Origin of the sequence: Bradyrhizobium sp. sGM-13 (assembly GCF_018398875.1) — a bacterium.
Taxonomy (GTDB): Bacteria; Pseudomonadota; Alphaproteobacteria; order Rhizobiales; family Xanthobacteraceae; genus Bradyrhizobium.
Window position 1 is genome coordinate 43,675 of record NZ_JAGWDK010000023.1, and the last position, 24,146, is coordinate 67,820.

The window sequence follows — 24,146 nt, forward strand, 5'->3', positions numbered from 1 at the left end:
CGACCTACCCGCGCGCGCTCTCGGCGTTTTCTCCTAAGACTGTCTCGCCATCGCCGGTCGTAAAGGCCGCGTTGCGGGGCATTTTTATTGATGCCCGCCAATCGATCTATCGATTGGACCTCGCCTCCAATTCTCGCACGGCCCTGAAGCCGCGCGAGGCCGCCTGCAGCGCCTCGTCGATATCGGATGCGCGATGTGCCGAAGACAGGAACATATTGTGCTGGGGATGAAAGAACGCGCCGTGGCGGAGAGCGACCGAACAGAACACCCTACCCTTGCGTACTTCCGGGTCAGCCTCGAACAGCATCAGCGGCATTTGCGGCGGGCCGCTTTGGCGGATCGCGATGCCGTGCTCGTTCGCCAACGATGCCAATCCCTCGCGCAGCCTGATGCCCATCGCACGAATATGCCCGGGCACATCCGTCTCGCGCGCGATCCGCAGCGTGGTTCGCGCTGCCGCCATCGCCACCGTGCCGCACCAGAACGACCCGGTAACGAATACCTTGGTGGCGGCTTCGCGGAAGCGGTCGTTGCCGGTAACGGCGGCCAGCGCGTAGCCGTTGGCGATCGCCTTGCTCCAGGCACACAAGTCCGGACGTACGCCGAGCGCTTCCCAGCTCCCGCTGATATCGAGACGCAGGCCGGCCCGCACTTCGTCGATGATCAAAGCGGCGTCAGCCGCGTCGCATGCGGCCCGAGCGGCCGCCGCGAATTCCTTCGTCGGCAGTTCGAGATCGCGCCCCATGTCGTGGCGGAAAGCCGTCACCAGGACCGCAGCGAGATCCTTGCCCGCTTCCTCGACCGCTGCTCGCAGGCTCTGCACATCATTGTACTCGAAGTGCACCAGGTGCGCGCGATCCTCGGCGGTCACGCCGGCAACGCTCGGCGAGCACCATGGCAGCGCGCCATGATAGCTGCCGCGCGCGACGAGCACCTTGCGGCGTCCGGTGCCGGCACGGGCGATCGCCACGCAGCACGTGGTCGCATCGCCGCCGTTCTTCTGAAACATCGCCCAATCAGCATGCGGCAGCATGGCGACGAGGTCCTCGGCAAGCTCCACCATGACCTCGCCCGGGCCGTTCAAGCAGTCGCCTTTGGCGGCCTGCGCCTCAGCCGCCGCCTGAACTTCGGGATGCCGGTGGCCGAGCAGGATGGGCCCCCAACTGCACATGAAGTCGATGTACTCGCGCCCGTCGACGTCGCGCACGCGGCAGCCCTCCGCGGAGGCGAAGAACTGCGGATATCCTTCCGGGAGCCGCGCGGCATTCAGGTGGCCCCACATGCCGCCGGGAACGACCCGCTTGGCCCGCTCCCGCAATATGGCATCCGCTGTCTGCGTTTCGCTCAACAGCGCCGTGTGCTCGGTCATGACGTTCTCTTGTTGTAGTTCGCTGAGCAGAATGAGGCCCGGCCGCGTGGGTGGCCGGCATAGGCATCAAGCTTGCATCAAACCATCGGTCATGACAGGCGACAACATCCCTTTGCACGGCGCGGCCTGCAAAATGCGACGGTTCCCGCCGCGCAATCAATCTGATCGGTGGCTTTTGCCTCGCTAAACCAATAAAAGACGCACTCTCGTCGCACGATTGTTTGTCAAATTCGGGTTCGGAGCCCCGTTGAACGACTATCGTCCTATCGCCGTCGTCGCACTCGTTGCATTCGCGTCGCTCGCCTTCGCGGGCTCCGCGTTGGCGCAAAGCGCGATTGCCGCCAATGTCGCCAAACCGGGATCCCTCCCCGAAATCGCCATTGGGTCTGGGAAGGCGCCGGTGACCATCACTGAATATTCTTCGATGAGTTGCCCGCATTGCGCGGCGTTCAGCCAGAACGTGCTTCCGATGCTGCGTTCGAAGTATATCGACACCGGCAAGGTACGCTTCGTGTTCCGCGAATTTCCGCTCGACATCAAGGCTGCCGCAGCCTCGATACTGGCGCGCTGCGCCGGGAAGGGTGATTCCGAAAAATATCTCAGTGCAGTCGAGACCCTGTTCAAACTGCAGGAACGCCTGATGGCGCAGACCAAGGATACGCTGATCCATGTCGGTAAACTGCATGGAATGAGCGAGCAGGAAGTCGAGACCTGCGAGAAAGATCAGGCGCAATTCGACAAGCTTACCGCCGACCAACAATACGCTTATAGCGAACTGAAGGTTACCTCTACGCCGACTTTCTTCCTCAACGGCGTGCGGCTGCAGGGCTCGATGTCGTTCGAGGAGCTGGAAGAACGGCTCAAGCCGCTGCTGAAGAAGTAACGCTCGCCGGCCGTCGCAATAACCCCTTGTCCGGCGTCGCGGCCTCGCCGATGATGGCCCCAACAAACATATTGGGGAGAGCGCCATGGCCACGGCTTTGCGGGTCTTGTTGGCAACCGCGTGGTTGCTGTCCGGCGTCCTGGCGTCCTCGGCGAAAAACTATCCAAGCAAGCCGGTGCGCGTCGTGGTCGGCTTCCCAGCGGGCGGACCAACCGATGCCATTGCCCGCATCGTGGCGCAGAAGCTCACCGACCATCTCGGCCAACAGTTCTTTGTCGAGAACATCGGCGGCGCCGGCGGCAACACCGCAGCCGGCCAGGTCGCGCGTGTGACGCCGGACGGCTACACCATCATGGTGGTCAGCACCGGATTCGTCGTCAATCCCAGCCTTTATGCCAAGGTGCCATACGATCCGGTCAAGGATTTCGCGCCGGTGACGCTGGTCGCGGTTTCGCCGAATGTCGTCGTGGTCAACCCGCAAGTGCCGGCCAAAACGTTGCCGGAACTGGTGCAGCTCGTCAGGGACAATCCCGGCAAATACAGCTTTGCCGGCCCCGGCGTCGGATCGACGCCGCATCTGGGTGGCGAGCTGTTCCGGCTGGCTTTCAAGCTTGACCTGGTCCACGTCCCGTTCACGGGCGCTGCCCCGGCCATTCAGGCGACCATCGGGGGCCACACGCCGATCGCTTTTACCGCGCTGCCGCCTGCCCTCTCGGCGGTGCAGAGCGGACAATTGCGCGCGCTTGGTGTGGCTTCGACCGAACGGGCCGCAGGCCTGCCTGACGTCCCAACCTTCGCCGAACAGGGCATCAAGGATCAGGAGGCCGATACACTCACCGGGATCGTCGCCCCCGCAGGGACGCCGAAGGAAATCGTCGATCTGCTTCATCGCGAGATCGCCAGGATTGTCGCACAGCCGGACGTGACGCAACGCCTCACGACGCTCGGCTTCAAGGCGATCGCGAATACGCCAGATCAGTTCGGCGCGCGCATCAAGCTGGAGATGGATAAGTGGGGCAAGGTGGTACGCGATGCAAAGCTGCGGATCGAGTAATGTGCTCAGCGCGTCCCGTTCGACGTCGGCCGATTCATAACCGCGTCCACCATCCTGATAAAGGTCAAGCCGATACGATTCTTCTGGATCCATGCTACCCGGCACTCGTGCACGATCGATGAATCCTTTGCCATCACCAGGCGAAAGCGCTGCGGGACGAAGGCCGGATTGTCGACATCGATCGCGGCGCCCTCGCGTGAGATGTTCCGCACTACACAGCGCATCACGGAGCCACTCGACGAAACATAGGCAGGCTCCTCGATCTCCGTTCGGGGATATCTTCGTCGCTCTTCCATCCCGCCTATCCCATCCCCGGATCGATTCCGGCCAAACCGAAAGGCTAGCGCAAAACCTTAAACAAGTCGGACGCGTTCGCCGTATGGATGTTGGGGTATGGATTGTTGGGCCCCATTGTGCAGAGCGGTACGAAATCCCCCTCGCCTATGCGCAGGCGTGCTCCGCGTCGCTATGGACTTGCCGATCGTGGCGATGGCGCGATAGCTTTATCTACTGATCACTATCTACTGGTCACTGGCACGCGAACGCGACGAACCGGCAGGCTCGCCTTGAATACACCGATTGCAAACTCTGCCGATGTTGCCGGCGACCAGGCAGTGATCGCCCGGGCCGAGGCCATACGTTCTGATGTCGCAGCAGCTTCCGACGACATCGAGGCCGCGCGGCGGCTGCCGTCTGCGCTGCTCGACAAGCTGCACGACGCGCAATTGTTCCGGCTGTTGCTGCCCCGCTCGACCAACGGCATCGAAACCGATCCCGTGACTTTCTTCCACGTCATCGAAACCATTGCCAAAGCCGATGCTTCCACCGCCTGGTGTCTCAGCCAGGCCGGCGGTTGCGCGATGTCGGCGGCCTATCTCGATCTGCCGGTGGCGCAGGCGATCTTCGGCGATCCGCGCGCAGTACTAGCGTGGGGCCCTGGCCCCAGGGTTCGCGCGGTCGAATGCGACGGCGGCTATCGGGTAACCGGCGTCTGGTCCTTTGCATCCGGCGGCCGGCATGCGACCTGGCTCGGCGCGCATTGCCCGATCTATGCGGCCGACGGATCGCCCAGATACGACGGCAATGGAGTCCCGCTCGAGCGCACCATGCTGGTACGCGCCGAAGACGTCGAGTGGACCGACATCTGGAACACCGTGGGCCTGCGCGGCACCGCCAGCGACCAGTTCGCGCTCAACGACTTTTTCGTGCGCGCCGACCATTCGATCACGCGTGAGTTCGACCGGGAATGCCGCGAGCGCGGCCCGCTCTACCGCATGAGCAACCACACCTGCTATCAGGTCGGCTTTGCCGGTGTCGCCTGCGGCATCGCCCGCACCGCCCTCGACAACTTCGTCGATACGATGCGCAACAAGGTGCCGCGTGGCGCGAGGATCTCGTTGCGGGATAATGCCGTAGTCCAGTGCAACCTCGCCCAGGCGGAAGTCAATCTTCGCGCCGCGCGAGGCTACGTGTTGCAATCGATGGCCGACACCTGGAAGGCTCTCACCGCGGGCGCCACCATCACGGTCGCGCAGCGCATGAACATCCGCATGGCCTCGACCCATGCCATCCACAAGGCGCGCGAGGCGGTCGACTTCGCCTACAACGCCGCCGGCGCCACTGCGATCTTCGAGAACCATCCGCTGGAGCGGCGGTTCCGCGACATCCATACCGTGACCCAGCAGTTGCAAGGCCAGCTCAGGCATTTTGAAACCGTCGGCGCCTGGATGATGGGCGTCGATACCGACCTCAGCTTTGTTTAGGGAGAGCGACCATGGGACTTGGCGGACTGCAGCACTACACCATCGAGCCCGCCGATCTCGAGCGCACCAAGGATTTCTATTGCGATGTGCTCGGGCTGGAAAACGGCGATCGCCCGCCGCTCGATTTCCCCGGCTACTGGCTCTATTCCGGCGGCACGGCCACCGTGCACCTGATGGGCACGCGCAAGCCGCGTGAGGGCATCGTCGTCCGTGGTACCGAGAAGAAGTATGAAGATACCGGCCGGCTTGACCATATCGCCTTTGCCGCCACCGATGTTGAGGGTATGCGCAAGCGGCTGCAGTCGAAAGGCGTCAAATTCCGCGAGAGCGTCGTGCCGCGCACCGGCGATATCCAGTTCTTTCTCTACGATCCCGATGGCGTCGGCGTGGAGCTGAACTTTGCGAAAACTTGAAGGGCCCGCTGCACCACCTGACCTACGTGTGATGTCGGGCTGCAACACCACCGGTCAAAGAACCAAGTTCCCGACAACGCCGCAAGTCAGCCATCAGTAAGGCGCGAGTCCGTCAGGGTTTCATCATCATTGCAATGAGATTGGGAGGGGCCGCGCCGCTGCGGCAGAATAGCCGGGTGCCGTGCCTTTCAACCTACCCCAGGGCACACGTACCCGGCTGTTCGTCCGGCCGACCATCTAGTCGAGCCCGCGCTCGTGGCTCAGGTTGACCATTTCCTGAATGAAGATCGCCTTTTGCTTATCGTTCAGGGTGGCAAATAGCGGCTCGGCGGCATCGGCCACGTTGCGCTGATCGACGGCGCGATCGTTGAGAAATTGAGCCTCATTGCGCATCTGCTCGATGATGTCGTCGGGAGGATCGCGTTTGGCGCGCGCAATGCGCAGATTGAGCCGATCGGCGCCGTTATGACCGAGATAGTGCATCGCACTATTGAACGCGGCCCAGTGCTTCTCCTGCTCGGGCGTGAGATTTAGTTCCTTCTTGATCCGCTCGATATTGGCGTCGCTGTTGGCGACGATCTGTTCGGCCGTCAGTTGCGGCGCACCGGTCTGGGTGAGGACGGCCGGCTGCTGCGGTTGTTGCTGCTTTGCGGTCTTCGTCGCTTTGGACCCCTTCGAAGGCTTCGCGGCATCACCTTGCTTGGCAGCCTCGCCTTGTTTGGAATCTTTCGCCGCCGGAGCCTGTCCACCCTTGTTGTTATTGTTGCCTCCGGTCAGCACGCCGGTGACGCCCGTGACCACGCCGACGACGCCGCCGATCGCGCCGCCCAGCACGCCACCGACCGGGCCGGCAGCCTTGTTGCCTTCGCGCGCCCCTTGTTGCACGCCCTGCACCAGCCCTTGCGCGTTCGCGGTCGCACATGTGCCAAGAGCCAGCGCAACCATGGCGCCAAGTACAAAACACCAGCGCGACGGCGTCGGCGCAAGCTGCTGAGGACGTGTCATTGTCGGGTCTCCATGGTCCGATCGAGAAATTTGCCACGCGCAATCGCCAACGCGCGCGAGAATCCCTCTTTGCCTAAACTATCGTTTCCGCCCCAAACTCGTCCACCGCTGCGCCGCACGGTTCCCCGGCAGGAAGCAGCTTCCGGGCAAAGCCGTTACATGCGCGTTCGATCGGCTGCGGCGCAACTGCACACCTGCTTGAGCTAAAGTGTGCGGCGCAATATTGCCGCGTCAATTATTGACGATGTCGAGGCCACAACATCCTTGCTCCCGCAGCCCGGAATTTCCACGCAACGTTAGTTCAATGACGGCGGCCGTTGTGTTTTCTCGACAGATGCAAACAATTCTGGTCTGATCCGATTACAAAATCTCCGCTGGCGGCCGCCTCATGCGGCTCTCCTCCAGACGGAGAAGAATAATAAGAAGCAAAATCTGGCTCAGCAAAGAGGAAACGCTATGTCACGCAGGAAGCTTTCTCGCCGACAATTCGTTGCTGCGACAGCGCTATCATCCGCAGCGCTCATCACCGCGCCCTATGTGCGCGGCGCCCACGCAGCCGGTAAGCTATCGATCGGCTTCTGGGACCACTGGGTTCCCGGCGCCAACAAGGCCTCGACAGATATCGTCAACGCCTGGGCGGAGAAGGAGAAGGTCGAGGTTCAGATCGACTATATCCCGAGCCAGGGCAACAAGAACCTGCTCACCATCGCAGCCGAAGCACAGGCGAAATCCGGCCACGACATTCTCGCCATGCCGACCTGGTGGCCGCATGCGCAGGCCGAGCTGCTGGAACCCATGAACGACGTCATGGAAGGCCTCATCAAGCAGAATGGCGAGCCCAACGGCACCGTGAAATATCTCGGCCAGTCCAAAGGCAAATGGCTCGCGGTGCCCGCGAGCGTCGGCAGCCAGATCAAGGGGCCCTGCTCCCGCATCGACCTGATGAAGCAACATGCCGGCATCGACGTGCAAGCACTGTATCCTGCCGGTGCCGCGCCGAAGGCCGACAATTGGACCTTGGACACCTTCCTCAAGGCCGCAGAGGCCTGCCATAAAGGCGGCGTTCCGTTCGGCATCGGACTTGGCGAGACCAGCGACAATGTCGATACGGCCGGCGCGATCTTCCAGTCGTTCGGCGCAGCCCTTGTCGATGAGAAGGGTAACGTCACCGTCAAGACCGACGCGGTGCGCCAGGCACTGGAATTCTACAAGAAGCTGATCTCCTTCCTGCCGCCGGACGCCGGCGCCTGGGACGACTCCTCCAACAACAAATGGCTGGTCTCCGGCAGAGGCGCCATGGTCATGAACCCGCCGAGCGCCTGGGCGGTGGCCAAGCGCGACGCACCGCAGGTGGCCGAGCAGTGCTGGACTCATGGTTTCCCAGCCGGACCGAAGGGCCGCTACGCGCCTTACCTCTCCTACTTCTGGGGCACCTGGTCGTTTTCCAAGAACAAGGAAGCGGCCAAGAGCGTGCTCAGGGCGCTTTCGCAAGCGGATGCGATTGAGAAAATGTGTGTGGCGAGCGGAGGCTACGATCTACCTTGCTACGAAAAACTAACCATGCTGAAGGTCTGGCAGGAGGAAGGGCCGCCAAAGGGCACGCTCTACCACTATCCGAACCCGCACAACCACCAGACCCTTTCGATTGCCGCGGCGCCCGCACCGCCGAAGATTGCGCAGCAGATCTATACGCAGGCGACCCTGACCAAGATGTGCCTGCGCTATCACAAGGGCGAAGCGATGGAAAATGTGCTCGCCTGGGCCGAAGGTGAGTGCGAAGGCTTCATGCGGAGCTGACGGACAGGATGACATGGCGGCCTGCCTGATCGCAGGCCGCCATTCCCTATCCACCTTCAATCGTAGGCCCGGCAAAGCCGACAGAAACGTTATAGGGATGAAAGCACACCATGGCTGACGTCGCATTGCAGCCGAATCGGGGCGCCGCACAAGCCGCGCGCAAGCGCTCAAGCCTACACAAGATGCTCAAGCGCAAATCGACAGTGGCGTTCCTGATGACGCTGCCGCTGATCCTGCTGATCGCCACTCTCGTGATCTATCCCGCCTTTTATGCGCTGCATCTGGCGACGTTGAACAAGTCGATGCAGCGCTTCGTCGGGCTCAGCAATTTTGAGTTCCTGTTCAGGCGCGAAACGTTCTGGCTCGTCGTCAAGCAGTCCTGCATCTTCGCGATCACGGCCGTCGTCTTCAAGGCGCTGCTGGGCTTTATCATTGCGCATTTCGTTCACAACATTCCGGCCAAGGGCCAGCGCAAATGGCGCGGCATGCTGCTGGTGCCGTGGGTGATTCCGCCGGCGATGAGCACACTCGCCTGGCTGTGGCTGTTCGATCCCTCCTACAGCGCATTCAACTACACGCTCTCGTTCTTCGGCATCGGGCCGATCCCATGGACCGGCGATGCCATGTGGGCCCGCTTCTCGGTCATTCTCGTCAACATCTGGGTCGGCGCGCCGTTCTTCATGATCATGTATCTGGCGGCGCTGAAATCCGTGCCCGAACAGCTCTACGAGGCCGCCGCCATCGACGGCGCCAATTGGTGGCAGCGCATCTGGTACGTCACGCTGCCGATGATGCGAAACATCATCGCGATTACGACGCTGTTCTCACTGATTGTGACATTCGCCAATTTTGACATCGTACGCATCCTGACCGCGGGCGGCCCGCTCGATCACACGCATATCTTCGCGACGTGGGCGTTCCGCATCGGAATCGAGGGCAGCGATATACCGCTGGGCGCCAGCGTCTCCCTCTTCATGGTGCCGATCCTGGCGATCGCAGCGATTTTCATCCTGCGCGACATCAACAAACGCGGGAACGAAGCCTGATGACAACAGTGACAGTCGACAAGGCAGCGCCGACCCGCAAGGTCAAGTATGGCAGCATGAGCCGCGACCGGGCCTGGGCGCTGCGCTGGTCATATTTCTTCCTGGTGATCTTCGCCATTTTCTCGCTGACGCCTCCGATTTACATGCTCATCACGTCGTTGAAGAGCAGCGCCGAGATTTCGGCCGCGACCAATCCGTGGTGGGTGTTCCACCCAACGCTCGAGAACTATGTCGGTCTGCTGACCTCGAACCAGTTCCTACGCTTCTTCTGGAATTCGGCGATCGTCTCTATCTTCGTCGTCACCATCACCATGCTGATATCGGTGCCGGCAGCATTCGCGCTGGCGCGGATGCGGTTCTGGGGCTCGGCGACGCTCGCGACCGGCGTATTTCTGACCTATCTCATCCCCGAGACACTGCTCTTCATTCCGCTGTTCAAGATGTTTGCGGTGATCGGCGATTGGACCGGCATCCAGCTCATCAACAGATGGTACGTGCTGCTCATTCTTTATCCGACGCTCACGGTGCCGTTCTGCACCTGGATCATGATCGGCTACTTCGCCTCGATCCCGAAGGAGCTGGATGAAGCTGCCGTCATCGACGGCGCGTCCTGGCTCCAGACGCTGACGCGGATATTCATTCCGGTTGCCTTTCCCGGCATCATTGCCGCGACCATCTTCGCCTTCACGGTGTCATGGGCGCAATTCCTCTATCCACTGGTGTTCACGACGTCGACCGACCAGCTCGTCATGCCGGTCGGCATCATTACCTCGCTGATCAAGGGCGACGTGTTCAACTGGGGGCAGATCATGACCGGCGCCCTGCTCGGCGCGGCGCCGCCGCTCATCATCTACGCGTTCCTGATGGACTACTACATTGCCGGCCTGACCGCCGGTGCGACGAAGGGTTGATCTCATGGCTGACGTGACGTTGCGTAAGGTTGTGAAGCGCTATGACGAAGTCGAGGCGGTGCGCGGCATCGATCTCGACATTGCGGACCATGAGTTCGTGGTACTGGTCGGACCATCGGGCTGTGGAAAGTCGACAACGCTGCGAATGATCGCCGGCCTGGAAGATATCTCCGACGGCGACATCATGATCGGCGGCGACATCGTCAACGACGTGCCGCCGAAGGATCGCGATATCGCGATGGTGTTTCAGAACTACGCGCTCTACCCGCACATGACCGTTGCGGAAAACATGTCGTTCGGATTGCGGCTGAAGCGCTATCCGAAAGCCGAGATCAAGAGCCGTATCGACGAGGCCGCGCGCATGCTCGACATCGTCGAACTCGTCGACCGCAAGCCGAAACAATTGTCCGGCGGCCAGCGCCAGCGCGTCGCCATGGGCCGCGCCATCGTGCGTAACCCAAAGGTATTTCTGTTCGACGAGCCGCTGTCCAACCTCGACGCCAAGCTGCGCGTGCAGATGCGGATCGAGATCAAGAAGGTGCACCAGAAGGTTCGCACCACGACGGTCTACGTGACCCACGACCAGGTGGAGGCGATGACGCTGGCCGATCGCGTGGTGGTGATGAACCATGGACGGATCGAGCAGATCGGCACGCCGAACGAGCTCTATCACAAGCCGGCGACGAAATTCGTTGCCAGTTTCATCGGCTCGCCAGCGATGAATTTCGTCCCCTGCCGGCTGGAGGATCTCGCCGGCAAGTTGCACGTCCGGCTGACCGACCGCATCGCCTTCCCCCTGCCGCCGGCCCGTGCCGCCCGCTATCAGGGCATTCCGCGCACCGACAAATTGCTGCTGGGGCTGCGGCCCGAGCATATCACCGAGGCTCGGCCGCATCTTGCACCCGGCGTGGAGGCCTTCGATACCGTGCTCGACGTCACCGAGCCGATGGGAATGGAGACGCTGATTTATTTTACGCTGGAAGGCTCGCAGGTCTGCGGCCGGGTCAATCCCAATGCCGGCGCGGAGGATGGCGCTCCCCTGCGATTGGCTGTGGACCTCAACAATATGCACCTGCTAAACGAGGTGACCGGCGTCGTCCTTTGACGGCGCAATTGCGTGACCTAAGGGCAGGAAATGGCTACCAACAAGAAGAAAATCTTCATCACGGAATCGATGTCGCAGCAGGGAAGAGCGCTACTTCACGCGCGAGACGATATCGAACTCGTCGAATTTCCCAACATGATTTCGCAGAAGGATTTCGAAGCCAAGCTGAAGGAGCATGCGCCGGTGCACGGTGTCGCTCTTGGCGCCACCCGCTTCGGCGAGCCCGAGTTGGAAGCCTCGAAAGACATGCTCGTGGTGACGCGGATCGGCGTCGGGTTCGACGCCGTCGACGTCCCCGCGCTGAGCCGCCGCAAGGTGCCGCTGATGGTGGCCGGCACCGCCAATTCGCCGTCGGTTGCCGAACACGCGCTGTTCATGATGCTGACGCTCGCCAAGCGCGCAACGGAAATGCATTCTCTCGTCAGGGACGACAGATGGGCTGATAGGCTCGGGATGCTGCCCTACGACCTCTTCGGCAAGACCGTCCTGATCGTCGGTTTCGGGCGCATCGGCACGCGCACCGCCAAGCGCTGCCTCGCGATGGAAATGAACGTCCTGGTTTTCGACCCCTATAAGCTCCCCGCCGACATCAAGGCCGCCGGTTGCGACCCGGTCGCCGACCTCAACGCGGCGTTGCCGCGCGCCGATTTCGTCAGCATCCATTGCCCCAAGAATCCGGAGACGGTCGGCATGTTCAATGCCGACAGGCTGAAGCGGATGCAGCCGTCCGCCTATCTGATCAACACAGCGCGCGGCGGAATCGTCGACGAGGCCGCCCTGCACGACGCACTCGTATCCGGCAAGCTCGCGGGCGCCGGCCTCGATGTCTTCGAGCAGGAGCCGCCGCCGGCCGGTCAGGCGTTGCTCGCGCTGCCGAACGTCATCATGGCGCCGCATGTTGCCGGCGTCACGGTGGAAGCCGTGGACCGGATGAGCGAGCAGACCGCCCGCAACATTCTGAGCGTATTGGACGGCGATCCCTTGCGCCAGAACGTGATCAATCAGGACGTGCTCGGCTAGATCGCAAATGGTCCAGGGCATGGCCGGTCTATCGGCCGGCCGGCAAGCGAGGTGTGTGCATGGCCTTCAAGGAATACGGCGATTACGACGCGGTCGACCTTGCCGAACTAGTTCGGAAGAAGGAGGTCTCGGCCAAGGAATTGCTCGATGAGGCCATCGCCCGCACGGCAAAGGTCGATCCGCAGATCAACGCGGTGGTCGTCAAGCATTACGAGTATGCCGAGCGTCAGATCGAACACGGTCTGCCCGACGGTCCCTTTACCGGCGTGCCATTTCTGTTGAAGGACCTCGACCTGCTGGAGGGCACGCGCACGACCTCAGGAGCCACCGTCCTGAAGGATTTTGTGGCTGACCACACTGGGACGCTGGCGCGGCGTTTCCTCGGGACCGGCGTATCCATCTTCGGCAAGAGCTCCAGTCCCGAATTCGGCCTGATGCCGACGACGGAGTCGCGCCTGTTCGGGCCAACCCGCAATCCCTGGAATCTGGAGCATTCTTGCGGTGGGTCATCCGGCGGCGCCGCTGCGGCCGTTGCAGCCCGCATCCTTCCCGTCGCGCACGCCAGTGATGGCGGCGGCTCGATCCGCATCCCCGCCTCCGCTTCCGGCGTGTTCGGCCTGAAGCCGACCCGGGCGCGCAATCCGCTCGGCCCCGATCGCGGCGAAGGCTGGGGCGGATTCTCCTGTGGCCATGTCGTGAGCATCAGCGTGCGCGACAGCGCGGTGATGATGGACGCGATTCACGGGCCGGAGTCGTCGAGCCCCTATTTCGCGCCGCCGCCGGAGCGGCCGTTTTCGCAGGAAGTCGGCCGCGACCCGGGCGAGCTTCGTATCTCGTTCACCGATAAGTCGCCGTATGGCGATGCCATCGATCCGGAAATCGCGGCAGCCGTGCGTGAGATCGCAAGCCTTCTGGCGGGGCTCGGCCATCACGTCGAGGAACGGGCGCCGGCGCTTGCCGCCGATCCAGCCGCGGTCATGACCACTATCGTCAGCGGCAACACCGCACTGACGGTTCGTTTGATCGAGCAGCGGCTCGGGCGAGAGATGACGGATAATGATCTCGAGGTATTGACGCTGGCGCATTCGCGCAACGCGACGAGGACCTCGGCGACCGACTATGTGGCGGCCCAGCTCGCCGCCTTCCAGATTTCCCGCTCACTGGCGATCTTCTTCGAGAGCTGCGACGTCTTCCTGTGCCCGACATTATGCGCGCCGCCGCTGCGCATCGGTGAACTCAACACCATGTCAAACGATCTGTCGCACGTTGCCCCGATCCTGCGCCGCTACATGCCCGGCACCTCCATGTTCAACATGTCCGGGCAGCCGGCCATGTCGGTGCCGCTGGCCTGGAACAAGGCCGGATTGCCGCTTGGCATGATGTTTTCGGCCAAGTTCGGCGACGAGGCCACTCTGTTCCGCCTGGCCGGCCAGCTCGAACAGGTCCGGCCCTGGAAGAACAAATTACCGCCGGTGCGCGCTTAGCTACGCCCCAAAAAAGCCACGGATTGACAAAGCCTGGCTTTATTCGGAAGCAAGGAAGGGGCTGTGGGCGGCGACGGATACTGATTCCGCAAACGGGCTCGATCCGGAGGCTGAATCGTGACCCAAAGCGACCCGACCGACAACGCCCTAGCGACCATCGCTAGCATCCTCGACCCGCCGGAAAGCCGTCGCGAACCCGAAAAGCCCGCCGTCACGCAGCAGATGCCGGTGGGGCCTCCGCCCATCCCCACATCTCCTCCTCCCATCGAGGCTCGCGGTTACAGCAAATTCGGGCCCGGCCCGATGACCGCAATCCGTTTCAAATGGACCGTCCGCCTCGACAATGGCGATTACTATGTCGACGAGACAATCGGCGAGAACTCCACGCCGATCGTCACCGGGCCGATGTCGAGGGAAGCCGCGATTCAGATGGTCGACGATCGCGAAAGCAACGCGCGCCGACGCTTCGAGCAATTGAAGAGCGAGATGACCGGGCGTAGCGCCGCGGCGAATCTGGCCCGCAAGGATAACGGCGAGGCGTAACTTCCGTAGTTGAGCGGCGCAAGCTGCGGATCGGCTGATGATGACGGACGCTTCCGCGACCCACTATCAGCAAAAGCAGCACGCCGGAGTGCTCTGCGCGGTGCATCCGGAAAAACCGTTCGACTTCGCCGAGAAGGCCTATTGGCTGCAGCGCGACATGGCGCTGAAGGCCTTTGTGGATCAATGGCTGCACATCGCTATCCAGAACGGAAGCTTCAGAAAAATCTATTCCGTCTGGTTCGATTGATCGATTGGACAAGCCTGTTTTCCGAGGAAATTGACCGCCCAATGGGCGCAATTTAGACTGCCGCCGTCGAATTGAACCAAAGCCGCTAGTACACGACTTATAAGTTTGAAAGTGATCTGGATCACGTTGAGTGACGCTGCCGATGCGTAGTAGCTGCGGGCATCCGGATTCCCTGTTCAGGAGGTCGTTATAATGAAGAAGTGCCTCGCTATCGCCGCGCTCTTGCTGGCTGGCACCGTCACCGCTGCACAGGCGCAGTACACTTTCGAGTATGGCGGCCGCACCATTACGATCGATCCCGATCGCGGCACCGTCTCTATTCCCGGCGTCTACGACAATACCGGCAAGAAGACCAAACGCGCGCGTGGCGAGGAAGGCGATCTTGATCGTCCGACCAGGAAGGCTCCGCAGCAGGCAAAGACTTCCCCGCAGGCCGCACCGGAGACTGCGCCAGCGCCGGCCGTGTCGGCACCGGCGGAGCAAGCGGCTGCCCCTGCGACTGCGCCGGCACCTGCTGCCCCTGCTCCGGCCGCTCCCGCCACTGCAACAGCAGCACCGTCGAGCTCAACAGCAGCCGTTGCACCGGCTGACGCCGCCGCGCCTGCGGCGGCAGCGCCCGCTGCTCCCCCAGTGCAACAGAACGCCGCGCCGGTAGTCCCGCCAGCACCAGCTCCCGTTGCCGCACCGGCACCACCGCCGCCGCAACAGAAACAGGCCGCGGCTCCGGCAGCTTCGGAGGCGCCTGCGAACTCACCGCTCGGCGTTTGGCTGACCGAGGAGAAGGAAGGCAAGGTGCGGATCGAACCGTGCGGCCCCAATCTGTGCGGCTATTCCGTCGACAAGAAGTCGAACCAGAACGGCGAGCAGGTCCTGATCAACATGAAGCCCGGCAAGGACAAGTGGAGCGGGCGGATTTTCGATCCGAACACCGGCAGCACCTACGATTCGACGATCGCGCTCAAGGGCACCGACAGTCTGCGCGTTCAGGGCTGCGCCTTCGGCGGCATGTTCTGCGGCGGCCAGACCTGGACCCGCGTCAACTGACTCGTCGCGTCATGTTGACGATCGTGATGCTGTTGGACGGAGTCCTTCTTTGAGGTCTTGTCCCGCGTCCCGCGCGTGATGACAGTCACGGTCGTCTTGGAACGGCCGTGGAACTATGGACGTGTCCAAACAACAGGGGCACGCCATGGGAAGTCTTCGCAAATCTGCCGTCGCCGTTTCGCTACTTGCCGTATTGGCCACCACCACGCCATCCGCAGCCGCAACATTCGACGGTGACTGGAATGTGCAGATCACCTCGTCGAACGCCGCCTGCAGCAGCGGCGCTTCGGTCTCGATCGGAATCAACAATGGTCAGATCGCCTCCCGCAACGCGGCTGTCACGGCCTCCGGCCGCGTCGCCGAGGCCGGCACCATCCGCGTCACCCTTGCGAGCGGCATGAAGCGAGCCGTCGGCTCCGGCGTTCTCACGGGCACGTCAGGATCTGGCACATGGCGCGCAGCCCTGTGCTCTGGCACCTGGACCGCGCAGCGGATGTGAAACACCAGGAACTCAGCCGACCTTCTCGGTGTACTCCGCGTCGGTCACGTGCTCCATCCAGGTGACGTAGCTGCCGTCGAGCGCTTCCTGCATGGCGATGTGCGTCATGGCATTGGTCGGTGAAGCGCCATGCCAGTGCTTCTCGCCCGGCGGAATCCAGACGACATCACCGGGACGAATTTCCCTGATCGGACCGCCCTTGGCCTGCACCCGTCCGAGCCCCGAGATGACGTAGAGCGTCTGACCGAGCGGATGCGTATGCCACGCCGTGCGCGCGCCGGGCTCAAAGGAGACGCGCGTCGAGGCCAGCCGTGCCGGCGCCTCGGTCTGGATAATCGGATCCTGCAGCACCGTGCCGGTGAAATATTCAGTCGGCGCCCGGCGTGTTGGCCGGGAGCCCGCGAGATGGATTTCCATGGAGTTGCCTCTGCCTGTTGAAGTTATTTCTTCGTCGCGGCGTAGCGCGCCTTGGTCTCGGCGTTCATCGGATAGAGGCCGGGCAACGCCGCGCCGTTGTTCACCTCGTTGACGATCCAGGCTTCCATCCGTTCCTGCTCCGGCCCTTCGGCCAGCACGTGGTCGAGCAGGGCCCGTGGGATCAGCACGGCGCCGTCCTGGTCGGCGACAACGATGTCGTTCGGAAATACCGCAACCCCGCCGCAGCCGATCGGCTCGCCCCAGCCCACGAAGGTAAGCCCGGCCACGGAAGGCGGCGCGGCGAAGCCGTCGCACCAGACCGGGAGATTGGTGCCGAGCACGCCTTCGACATCGCGCACCACGCCATCGGTAATCAGCGCCGCAACCCCGCGCTTGACCATGCGGGCGCAGAGGATGTCGCCGAAGATGCCGGCATCGGAGACGCCCATCGCATCGACTACGGCGATGCAGCCTTTCGGCATGGCTTCAATCGCGGTGCGGGTCGAAATCGGCGACGACCAGGATTCAGGTGTGGCGAGATCTTCGCGGGCCGGCACGAAGCGCAGCGTAAAGGCCGGTCCGACCAGCCGCGGCTGCCCCGGCCGCAGCGGCTTGGTGCCGCGCATCCAGACGTTTCGCAGGCCCTTCTTGAGCAGCACGGTGGTGATGGTGGCGGTCGAGACGCCGGACAGGGTTGCGATGGCTTCGGGGGACAGGGACATCTGGAATGCAGGCTCCGGAGGATGGTGAAAGGTAGTGCATCTTGCGAAGCGCAGACATCGCGTCAAGGGTCGGTGGAAAGAAGCGCGATCATAACATCTTATCGTCGGACTGCAGATTAATTTATTGAACTTACTGGCGGATTTCGCGCGATGCGAATTCCACTTGCGGCCAAAACACGCTAGAGGTTGAGCTAGCACGAGAGCTGCGAGACAAGTTTAGAGGCCATGGCCGCAACGCTACCCCCGCCCCGCCTGTTGCCGAGTGGCGACAGCGCCATCACGGTAGAATTCAGCCGCAACATCGACGATGCCGCCAACCGGAGAGTGCTGGCGCTCGACCGCGCGCTGGCTGCTCAACCCATCGCAGGCGTCACAGAGACGGTGCCGACCTATCGTTCGCTGCTGGTCCACTACGATCCGGTCCAGATCGGTTTCGACAAGCTTGGTGGAAGGATACTCGCGCTCGCGCAGCTCCCGGTACCGGCGACGACAAAAGCCCGGCGCTGGCGCATTCCAGTCGTTTATGGCGGCGAGCACGGCATCGACCTCGAGGACGTCGCAAAAACCCTCAACACGACGCCTGAGGAGATCGTGGCGCGGCACGTCGCGGGCGACTACCGGGTCGCGATGATCGGCTTTACGCCCGGCTGGTCCTATCTCAGCGGGCTTGCGGATAGCCTACATATGCCGCGGCGGCAAAATCCGCGTTTGCTGACCCCGGCCGGCACCATCTCGATCGGTGGGGTGCAGACCGGCGTGCAGTGTCTCGCCGGCCCGAGCGGCTGGCATCTTCTGGGGCGGACAGCCGTTCGCACCTACCAGCTTCACCGCGACCCGATCTTTTTGCTGGAGCCGGGCGACAACGTCACCTTCACGCCCGTCGATGCCAAAACTTTTGCAGAGCAGGACCGCGCCGCCGAAGCCGGCGAATTCATAGCCGAGCAGATCGCCTCATGAACAAGCTCGTCATTATCTCGATCGGCCCGGCGAGTTCCGTACAGGACGGCGGACGTCCCGGCGCCCAGCGCTACGGCCTGGTGCCAAGTGGCGCAATGGATCGGCTGGCGCTGGCGGCAGCGAACACGTTGGTTGGCAATGCGCCGTTCACGGCGGCCGTCGAGGTCGGCCCGTTCGGGGCGAAATTTACCACGCGCGGCGCCGCGGTGCGCGTCGCGCTGACGGGAGCCCCGCGCAATGCCGATATCGCCGGCCGCGCCGTGGCACCGGATACATCCGCAACGCTGGCCGATGGCGAGACGCTGACGCTCGGCTTTGCCCGCGGCGGCGCGTTCAGCTATCTCGCGATTGAAGGCGGCATTGCCGGCGAGCCCATGTTCGGCAGCCTGGCCGTCAATGCCCGCGCAGGCCTTGGCAGCCCCTATCCTCGCCCACTGCAGGCCGGCGACGAGCTACCGGCGAAGGCCGCAAGCGGCGCGGCGGAACGGCGGATCGAATTGCCGGCGGCAACCGACGCGCCGATCCGCATCGTCTGGGGTCCACAGGACGACGAATTCACCGATGAGACCAAAAAGCTGTTCGTCGACAGCGAATGGAAGATATCGGCGACCAGTGACCGCATGGGTTACCGGCTTGAAGGCCCCACCCTCAAGCACCTTCACGGCCATAACATCGTCTCCGACGGCACCGTCAACGGCAGCCTGCAGGTGCCCGGTAATGGCCAGCCGATCGTGCTGATGCCGGACCGCGGCACCAGCGGCGGCTATCCCAAGATCGCAACGGTGATTTCGGCCGACCTCGGGCGACTGACACAGATCCCCGCCGGTCACGCCTTTCGCTTTCGCGCCGTCAGCATGGCGGAAGCGCAGGCCGAAGCGCGCAAGTTTGCGGAACTGTTGCGCACCCTGCCCGATCGGCTTCGTGCAATCGAAAGCGTTGATCTCAACATCGACGCGCTGCACGATGCCAATGTCGCGGGCCACGCCGTCAGCGCGGTCGATGCCGGAACCTGGCACGCGGTATCGATGGCCGACATAGCGGGCCCGGACTGAGCACCAATCCACTCACGAGAAGCGGACGGACAACATGACAACCATCGACCTCAATTGCGATCTCGGCGAAGGGTTTGGCCCCTGGGAAATGGGCAATGACGCAGCGATGATCGAGCTTGCGACCTCGGTGAACGTCGCCTGCGGCTTTCATGCCGGCGATCCCGACATCATGCGCCGCACGGTCGAACTGGCGAAAGCGCGCGGCGTCTCGGTCGGCGCGCATCCCGGCTATCGCGACCTGCACGGCTTCGGTCGGCGGCCGATCCCGGGCCTAAAATCTTCGGAGATCGAGAACCTCATCGCCTACCAGATCGGCGCGCTGCAGGCGATTGCGACCGCGGCCGGTTACAAGGTTACTCACGTCAAGGCGCATGGCGCGCTCTCCAACGTCGCCTGCGAGGACGACATGACCGCAAAAGCCATCGCCAACGGCATCAAGGCGGTTGATCCCAATCTGATTTTCGTGGTGCTCGCCAATTCCAAGCTGGTGCAGGCGGGAGAAGCCGCCAATTTGCCGATGGTGCACGAGGTGTTTGCCGACCGCGCCTATGAGGACAATGGCTCACTGGTGTCGCGCAAGAAGCCGGGCGCCGTGCTGCATGATGCGAAACAAATCGCCGATCGCGTGGTGCGGATGGTGCAGGACGGCGCGGTCGTCTCCGTCACCGGCAAGGTGATCAAGATGCGCACCGACACCGTGTGCATTCATGGCGACACGCCGGGTGCCGTCGACATCGCACGCGGCGTTCGTCAGGCGTTGATGGATGCGGGGATTACGGTCGCGCCGTTCAAGACGGCGCAGTCATAGCGTTTTCGAGCGAAGTGGAAGCCGGTTCGCGTGAAGAAAACGCGTCAGAAATCAACGCTCAGAACGGATGAACCGAGAGCGTGCCGAACACGATGGCGGCAATGAGCGCGAACGCGCTGTAGAGCGCGGCGGTGTGAAAGCCGGTGCCGGAACGGCGGGACACCGAGCGTGCGTAAAGGTGCAGGCGGGCTTCCGCCGATAGTTCGCGCATGATCGATCTCCAACGCGGCATGGACTGCATATGGAATATCGATCGCGTCCGGATGCAAGGTATCCGCCGAAATAGCGTTGGGGCGCTCCGGCGCGCTCCATTTCGAGGGGAAATTTCCCTTCTTTCTGACCAGAGCGAGAATTTTATTCGGGCCGATTTGAGTGGAGTTGGAACCCGAATTAGTAAACATCCTGCTGGAACCGGCCCTTTTTCTTGAGTTCCCCGACGAAGCTGACGGCCTCGTCGGTGGTTCGGGCGCCGAATTGGGCAACGATGTCGACCAGCGCGCGCTCGACGTCTTTGGCCATCCGCTTGGCATCCCCGCAGATGTAGACATGGGCGCCTTCGGCAAGCCAGGTCCATACCTCGCGGCCAACCTCGCGCATGCGGTCCTGCACGTAAAATTTCTTGTTGCCATCGCGCGACCACGCCAGCGACAACCGCGTCAAGAGGCCCGAGGTCTTCATCGCATTGAGTTCGTCGGCATAGAAGAAATCGCAATCGCTGCGCTGATGGCCGAAGAACAGCCAGTTCTTGCCGGGTGCGCCGGTGGCGCGGCGATCGAGCAGGAAGGCGCGGAACGGTGCGATACCCGTCCCAGGACCGACCATGATGATTGGGGTCTTCGGGTCCTGCGGTAGCGCGAAGCCATGGGCCTTCTGTACGTAGACCTTGACCTCGTCGCCGGAACTGATGCGCTCGGCAAGAAATGTCGAGGCCAGTCCCAAACGACGACGCTTGTTGACCACATAGCGCACGCAGTCGACCGTCAGCGACAGCTTTCCGGGCGTAGTATTGTGCGACGACGAGATCGAGTAAAGCCGCGGCTGTAATGGCTCCAGCGCCTCGACAAAGGCCTCGGGATGCGGACGAATGCGGGAGAATTTCTGCAATACCGCCATGACGTCGAGCGTCGCCGCGTCGCCATCGGGATCCTCGCCCTGCGCCAGCGCGCGGGCTTTCTCGCGTAGCGCGCCGCCGGTCAGATACGAGATCAACTCGAACAGTGAATCCGGCGCCGGCGACAGTGAGACGTCGTCGCGCAATACTTCACGCAGCGTCTTTCCCCTCACCTCCGTCGTATGCGATGCGCCCAAGAGTGCGATGATCTGGTCGACCAGGCCGACGTCGTTGCGCGCAAAGATCCCGAACGAATCGCCTACGACATAGTCGAGGCCACATCCGGAGAGATCGAACTCGATATGCCAGGTCTCCTTCTCCGAGCCCTCGCCGTTGAGCAGTCGTCGCGACAGGAATTTTGCGTCTGCGGGATTGTCGCGCGAGCGGCCGGGCTCGCCTGGAGCCGTCGGCGCAGCCGCAGCCGCCGCTGGCGCCGATGACGGCGCCGGTGCCTTGTCGATTTCCTCATAAAGCGACTTCAGCATCCGCGCGGTTTCCTTGCCGCCGGGGACGCAGAGGTTGAGCCGCGCTTCGCTCTTGTTCGCGATCGCTTCGGAATAGTTATGGCAGTCATAGCCGCATTGGCCGCAATCCTGCTGCGCCATTGCCGCCATCATCCGCCGCCGCAACGGCCGGCCCTCGGCAAGCTTCATGCGATCGGCGATCGGCATGGTCTGGTCGTGCCACGGCGCTTCGCCGTCATCGCCATCGCCGGCCGCGCCCTGCATGACTTCAGCGCCTTGTTCGGCCGACAACGGTGTCGCATCGGACAGGAGCCCGGCAAAGAACCCGTTCAGCCAGGAGCGCTGCGCTTCTGAGAATGGCGCGTTCGAGGGAATGATCTCGACCTTGGGTGGAGGCGTGATCTGATTCATGAGGACACCTGAGCGTCAGTGACTTGGGCATCGGCCAGCTTGCGCAGCGTCTCGCCGTCATGGCGGCGCGCAAAGGTCAGGAACGTCTCTTCGGGTGATGCGCGATGCGTGAGATAGGCCTTCAGCAATTTCTCGACCTTCCTCGGCGCATCCTCGGCCTTGACGTCGCGATAGACCTCCTGCCCGACATCGGCGTCGGGTCCGAAGCCGCCGCCGGTGAAAAGATGATAGCCCTCGACGGGATCGGCATCCTCGCCAACATCCACTTTCGCGGCGATCAGCCCGATATCGCTGATGTAATGCTGCGCGCAGGAATGATGGCAGCCGGTGACGTGGATGTTGATCGGCGTCTCGATGTTAACGCGTGGCTCGCACCAGTCGCCGATTTCGGCGGCATGGCGCTTGGTATCCGCCGCCGCAAATCGGCAGCCGGCATTGCCGGTGCAGGCGATCAGCCTGGCCCGGATTTGCGACGCCTCGACCGCAAGCCCGATCGCCTTGATCGCGGCGACCGCAAGCTCGACATTCTCGTCGCGCACGCCCGGAATCAGCAGGTTCTGCCACACCGTCAGGCGGACATCGCCGTCGCCAAGATCCTGCGCGATTTTGGCCAGCCCCCGCATCTGCTCACACGTGATCTTGCCGAGCGGCAGCGACACGCCAATCCAGTTCAGCCCCACCTGTTTCTGTCTGTGCACACCGATATGTGCCGTGCGGTCCGAGGCCGGCCGCGGCGTAAGCGCTTCGGGCGGCACGCGGGTGAAGGGCTTGCCGAGCCGCTCCTCGACCAGCGCGTGGAATTTTTCGTGCCCCATCCCATCGAGCACATACTTCAGTCGCGCCTTGTTGCGGTTGGTGCGATCGCCGAGTTCGATGAAGATGCGCACGATGGCATCCGCCACCCTGGTGGCATCGGCCGGCTTCACGATGATGTCGCTATACTTGGCAAAATCCTTATGACCCGTAATGCCGCCGATCCCTAAGCGAAACCAGGTGCCGGGCTCGGCGCCAAAGCCGTCCTTCACTTCGACCGCGGTGAACGCAATGTCGTTAGTGTCTTCCAGCACGGCGATCCTGCCGGCGCCATCGAAGGCGACATTGAACTTGCGCGGCAAGCCATACAGCGAGCGATCGTTGAGGATGTGATAGTGCCACTCGCGGGCATATTCGCGGGTATCGATCAGTTCCTGCGGGTCGATCCCCGCCGTCGGCGTGCCCGTGACGTTGCGGATGTTGTCCGCGCCGGTGCCGCGCGAACAGAGGCCCAGATCCTGAATGCCCTCGATCAGGGCCACCGCATGCTTGGGCGGAATCTCGCGCACCTGCAAGTTAGCGCGCGTGGTGACGTGGCAGAACGGCCCGCACAGCCGCTCGGCGAGATCGGCCAGCCCCGAAAACTGCCAGTGCTTCAGGATGCCGTTCGGAATCCTGAGGCGGCACATGTAGGAATCCTGCGCCGGCGCGACGTAGAACAGGCCGTAATAGCGCCAGCGGAAATTATCTGCGGGGTTCGGCGGCGCGTTGTCGAGCGCCTGTTGCTTCAGCCGGGGATAGGCATCGAACGGATGCTCCTCGCGCTTGAACTTCTCGGGATCGGCGAGCTTCTTGCCGGCGGCGATCACCCCGTCCTGCGCCTTGATGTGCGCGGCATCCGGCCCCGTCGGTTCGGCACTCGCCTTTCCCGCGTTACCGAGGCCGCGCCCGACCCGGCTGATCTGCAAGCCTGCGGTAAAGCCTTCGAGGTAGCGCTTCTGCTCGTCGGTAAAGTCGACTGTGATCGGTTCGATTTTCATGCGCGACGAAGCTCCTGCGGCCACGATTGGTGGCGTCAACGAATGGGATGGACCGCCCAGGAGAATCGGGCCGGCGTGGTGCCGGGCTGTGATTCTGGTATGCGGTCCGACCAGCTTCGTTGCTGCGGAAATCCATCTTGGACGTAGGCCAGCAGGCATCTGCGACGAGCCGACCGCACTGCACCATACAAGTTGCGTGCCAAACGGAGTCGCGATGAATGTCTTGAA

24 protein-coding genes and 1 pseudogene are annotated in these 24,146 nt (G+C 62.7%); 17 read left to right on the forward strand and 8 right to left on the reverse strand.

Going from position 1 to position 24,146, the window contains the following annotated elements:
- Positions 1–106: 106 nt before the first annotated feature.
- Positions 107–1,369: an aminotransferase class III-fold pyridoxal phosphate-dependent enzyme gene (locus tag KJQ96_RS28230; protein ID WP_213289646.1), complete on the reverse strand. Its 1,263-nt coding sequence runs from the start codon at positions 1,367–1,369 to the stop codon at positions 107–109.
- A 247-nt stretch (positions 1,370–1,616) separates the two neighbouring features.
- Between KJQ96_RS28230 and KJQ96_RS28235 the strand changes: the two genes are divergently transcribed.
- Together KJQ96_RS28235 and KJQ96_RS28240 are read left to right on the forward strand one after the other, a co-directional pair.
- Complete coding sequence (locus KJQ96_RS28235; RefSeq protein WP_213289647.1) at positions 1,617–2,252, forward strand: DsbA family protein; 636 nt, start codon at positions 1,617–1,619, stop codon at positions 2,250–2,252.
- A gap of 85 nt (positions 2,253–2,337) precedes the next feature.
- Complete coding sequence (locus KJQ96_RS28240) at positions 2,338–3,306, forward strand: tripartite tricarboxylate transporter substrate binding protein (protein ID WP_213289648.1); 969 nt, start codon at positions 2,338–2,340, stop codon at positions 3,304–3,306.
- A 5-nt stretch (positions 3,307–3,311) separates the two neighbouring features.
- Here the strand turns inward: KJQ96_RS28240 and KJQ96_RS28245 are convergent, their stop codons facing one another.
- Complete coding sequence (locus KJQ96_RS28245) at positions 3,312–3,602, reverse strand: PilZ domain-containing protein (RefSeq protein ID WP_213289649.1); 291 nt, start codon at positions 3,600–3,602, stop codon at positions 3,312–3,314.
- A 270-nt stretch (positions 3,603–3,872) separates the two neighbouring features.
- Between KJQ96_RS28245 and KJQ96_RS28250 the strand changes: the two genes are divergently transcribed.
- Positions 3,873–5,069 (forward strand): acyl-CoA dehydrogenase family protein, encoded by a 1,197-nt coding sequence (locus KJQ96_RS28250; protein ID WP_213289650.1) that lies wholly within the window; start codon positions 3,873–3,875, stop codon positions 5,067–5,069.
- Positions 5,070–5,080: 11 nt separating this feature from the next.
- On the forward strand, positions 5,081–5,482 hold the full coding sequence (locus KJQ96_RS28255) for a VOC family protein (protein ID WP_213289651.1): 402 nt from the start codon (positions 5,081–5,083) through the stop codon (positions 5,480–5,482).
- 237 nt (positions 5,483–5,719) lie between these two features.
- Here the strand turns inward: KJQ96_RS28255 and KJQ96_RS28260 are convergent, their stop codons facing one another.
- Complete coding sequence (locus KJQ96_RS28260) at positions 5,720–6,487, reverse strand: Spy/CpxP family protein refolding chaperone (protein WP_213289652.1); 768 nt, start codon at positions 6,485–6,487, stop codon at positions 5,720–5,722.
- Positions 6,488–6,943: 456 nt separating this feature from the next.
- Between KJQ96_RS28260 and KJQ96_RS28265 the strand changes: the two genes are divergently transcribed.
- The 10 genes and pseudogenes from KJQ96_RS28265 (at position 6,944) to KJQ96_RS28310 (ending at position 16,183) form a co-directional block, all read left to right on the forward strand.
- Positions 6,944–8,284, forward strand: coding sequence for an ABC transporter substrate-binding protein (locus KJQ96_RS28265; protein WP_213289653.1), 1,341 nt, complete (start codon positions 6,944–6,946; stop codon positions 8,282–8,284).
- A gap of 110 nt (positions 8,285–8,394) precedes the next feature.
- On the forward strand, positions 8,395–9,330 hold the full coding sequence (locus KJQ96_RS28270) for a carbohydrate ABC transporter permease (protein ID WP_213289654.1): 936 nt from the start codon (positions 8,395–8,397) through the stop codon (positions 9,328–9,330).
- The gene (locus KJQ96_RS28275) at positions 9,330–10,241 is read left to right on the forward strand and encodes a carbohydrate ABC transporter permease (protein WP_213289655.1); all 912 of its coding nucleotides are present in this window, start codon (positions 9,330–9,332) and stop codon (positions 10,239–10,241) included. Before KJQ96_RS28270 ends, KJQ96_RS28275 begins: the two co-directional genes overlap by 1 nt.
- A 4-nt stretch (positions 10,242–10,245) precedes the next feature.
- On the forward strand, positions 10,246–11,346 hold the full coding sequence (locus KJQ96_RS28280) for an ABC transporter ATP-binding protein (RefSeq protein WP_213289656.1): 1,101 nt from the start codon (positions 10,246–10,248) through the stop codon (positions 11,344–11,346).
- A gap of 30 nt (positions 11,347–11,376) precedes the next feature.
- Positions 11,377–12,366: a hydroxyacid dehydrogenase gene (locus tag KJQ96_RS28285; RefSeq protein WP_213289657.1), complete on the forward strand. Its 990-nt coding sequence runs from the start codon at positions 11,377–11,379 to the stop codon at positions 12,364–12,366.
- A 59-nt stretch (positions 12,367–12,425) separates the two neighbouring features.
- Positions 12,426–13,850 (forward strand): amidase, encoded by a 1,425-nt coding sequence (locus KJQ96_RS28290; RefSeq protein WP_213289658.1) that lies wholly within the window; start codon positions 12,426–12,428, stop codon positions 13,848–13,850.
- Positions 13,851–13,967: 117 nt separating this feature from the next.
- Positions 13,968–14,393 carry a hypothetical protein gene (locus tag KJQ96_RS28295; protein WP_213289659.1) on the forward strand — a complete coding sequence of 142 codons (426 nt, stop codon included), beginning with the start codon at positions 13,968–13,970 and terminating at the stop codon, positions 14,391–14,393.
- 34 nt (positions 14,394–14,427) lie between these two features.
- Positions 14,428–14,640, forward strand: a pseudogene (locus KJQ96_RS28300) (amino acid ABC transporter); the annotation flags it as partial.
- A 192-nt stretch (positions 14,641–14,832) separates the two neighbouring features.
- Positions 14,833–15,684 (forward strand): DUF2147 domain-containing protein, encoded by an 852-nt coding sequence (locus tag KJQ96_RS28305; protein ID WP_213289660.1) that lies wholly within the window; start codon positions 14,833–14,835, stop codon positions 15,682–15,684.
- Between the two features lie 145 nt (positions 15,685–15,829).
- A complete protein-coding gene (locus tag KJQ96_RS28310) occupies positions 15,830–16,183 on the forward strand; it encodes a hypothetical protein (protein WP_213289661.1) in 354 nt (117 codons plus the stop codon).
- A 12-nt stretch (positions 16,184–16,195) separates the two neighbouring features.
- On the opposite strand, the gene KJQ96_RS28315 is transcribed toward KJQ96_RS28310, so the two are convergent.
- Both KJQ96_RS28315 and KJQ96_RS28320 read right to left on the reverse strand, forming a co-directional pair.
- Positions 16,196–16,600 (reverse strand): cupin domain-containing protein, encoded by a 405-nt coding sequence (locus tag KJQ96_RS28315; protein ID WP_213289662.1) that lies wholly within the window; start codon positions 16,598–16,600, stop codon positions 16,196–16,198.
- 23 nt (positions 16,601–16,623) lie between these two features.
- Positions 16,624–17,322: a ribonuclease activity regulator RraA gene (locus tag KJQ96_RS28320; RefSeq protein ID WP_213289663.1), complete on the reverse strand. Its 699-nt coding sequence runs from the start codon at positions 17,320–17,322 to the stop codon at positions 16,624–16,626.
- 225 nt (positions 17,323–17,547) lie between these two features.
- Between KJQ96_RS28320 and pxpB the strand changes: the two genes are divergently transcribed.
- Genes pxpB through KJQ96_RS28335 form a run of 3 tightly spaced genes read left to right on the forward strand, consistent with a single transcriptional unit; the run spans position 17,548 to position 20,139 of the window.
- A complete protein-coding gene (gene pxpB, locus KJQ96_RS28325; RefSeq protein WP_213289664.1) occupies positions 17,548–18,279 on the forward strand; it encodes a 5-oxoprolinase subunit PxpB in 732 nt (243 codons plus the stop codon).
- Positions 18,276–19,331 carry a biotin-dependent carboxyltransferase family protein gene (locus KJQ96_RS28330; protein WP_213289665.1) on the forward strand — a complete coding sequence of 352 codons (1,056 nt, stop codon included), beginning with the start codon at positions 18,276–18,278 and terminating at the stop codon, positions 19,329–19,331. The genes pxpB and KJQ96_RS28330 overlap by 4 nt, the downstream gene beginning before the upstream one ends.
- 34 nt (positions 19,332–19,365) lie before the next feature.
- Positions 19,366–20,139, forward strand: coding sequence for a LamB/YcsF family protein (locus KJQ96_RS28335; protein WP_213289666.1), 774 nt, complete (start codon positions 19,366–19,368; stop codon positions 20,137–20,139).
- A 58-nt stretch (positions 20,140–20,197) separates the two neighbouring features.
- Here KJQ96_RS28335 and KJQ96_RS28340 read toward each other — a convergent pair whose 3' ends face one another.
- The 3 genes from KJQ96_RS28340 to KJQ96_RS28350 form a co-directional block, all read right to left on the reverse strand.
- Positions 20,198–20,350 (reverse strand): hypothetical protein, encoded by a 153-nt coding sequence (locus tag KJQ96_RS28340; protein ID WP_176721835.1) that lies wholly within the window; start codon positions 20,348–20,350, stop codon positions 20,198–20,200.
- Positions 20,351–20,529: 179 nt separating this feature from the next.
- Entirely contained in the window at positions 20,530–22,125 is a 1,596-nt protein-coding gene (locus tag KJQ96_RS28345; RefSeq protein ID WP_213289667.1) for a sulfite reductase subunit alpha, read from the reverse strand.
- The gene (locus KJQ96_RS28350) at positions 22,122–23,918 is read right to left on the reverse strand and encodes a NirA family protein (RefSeq protein WP_213289668.1); all 1,797 of its coding nucleotides are present in this window, start codon (positions 23,916–23,918) and stop codon (positions 22,122–22,124) included. Before KJQ96_RS28350 ends, KJQ96_RS28345 begins: the two co-directional genes overlap by 4 nt.
- Between the last annotated feature and the right edge of the window lie 228 nt (positions 23,919–24,146).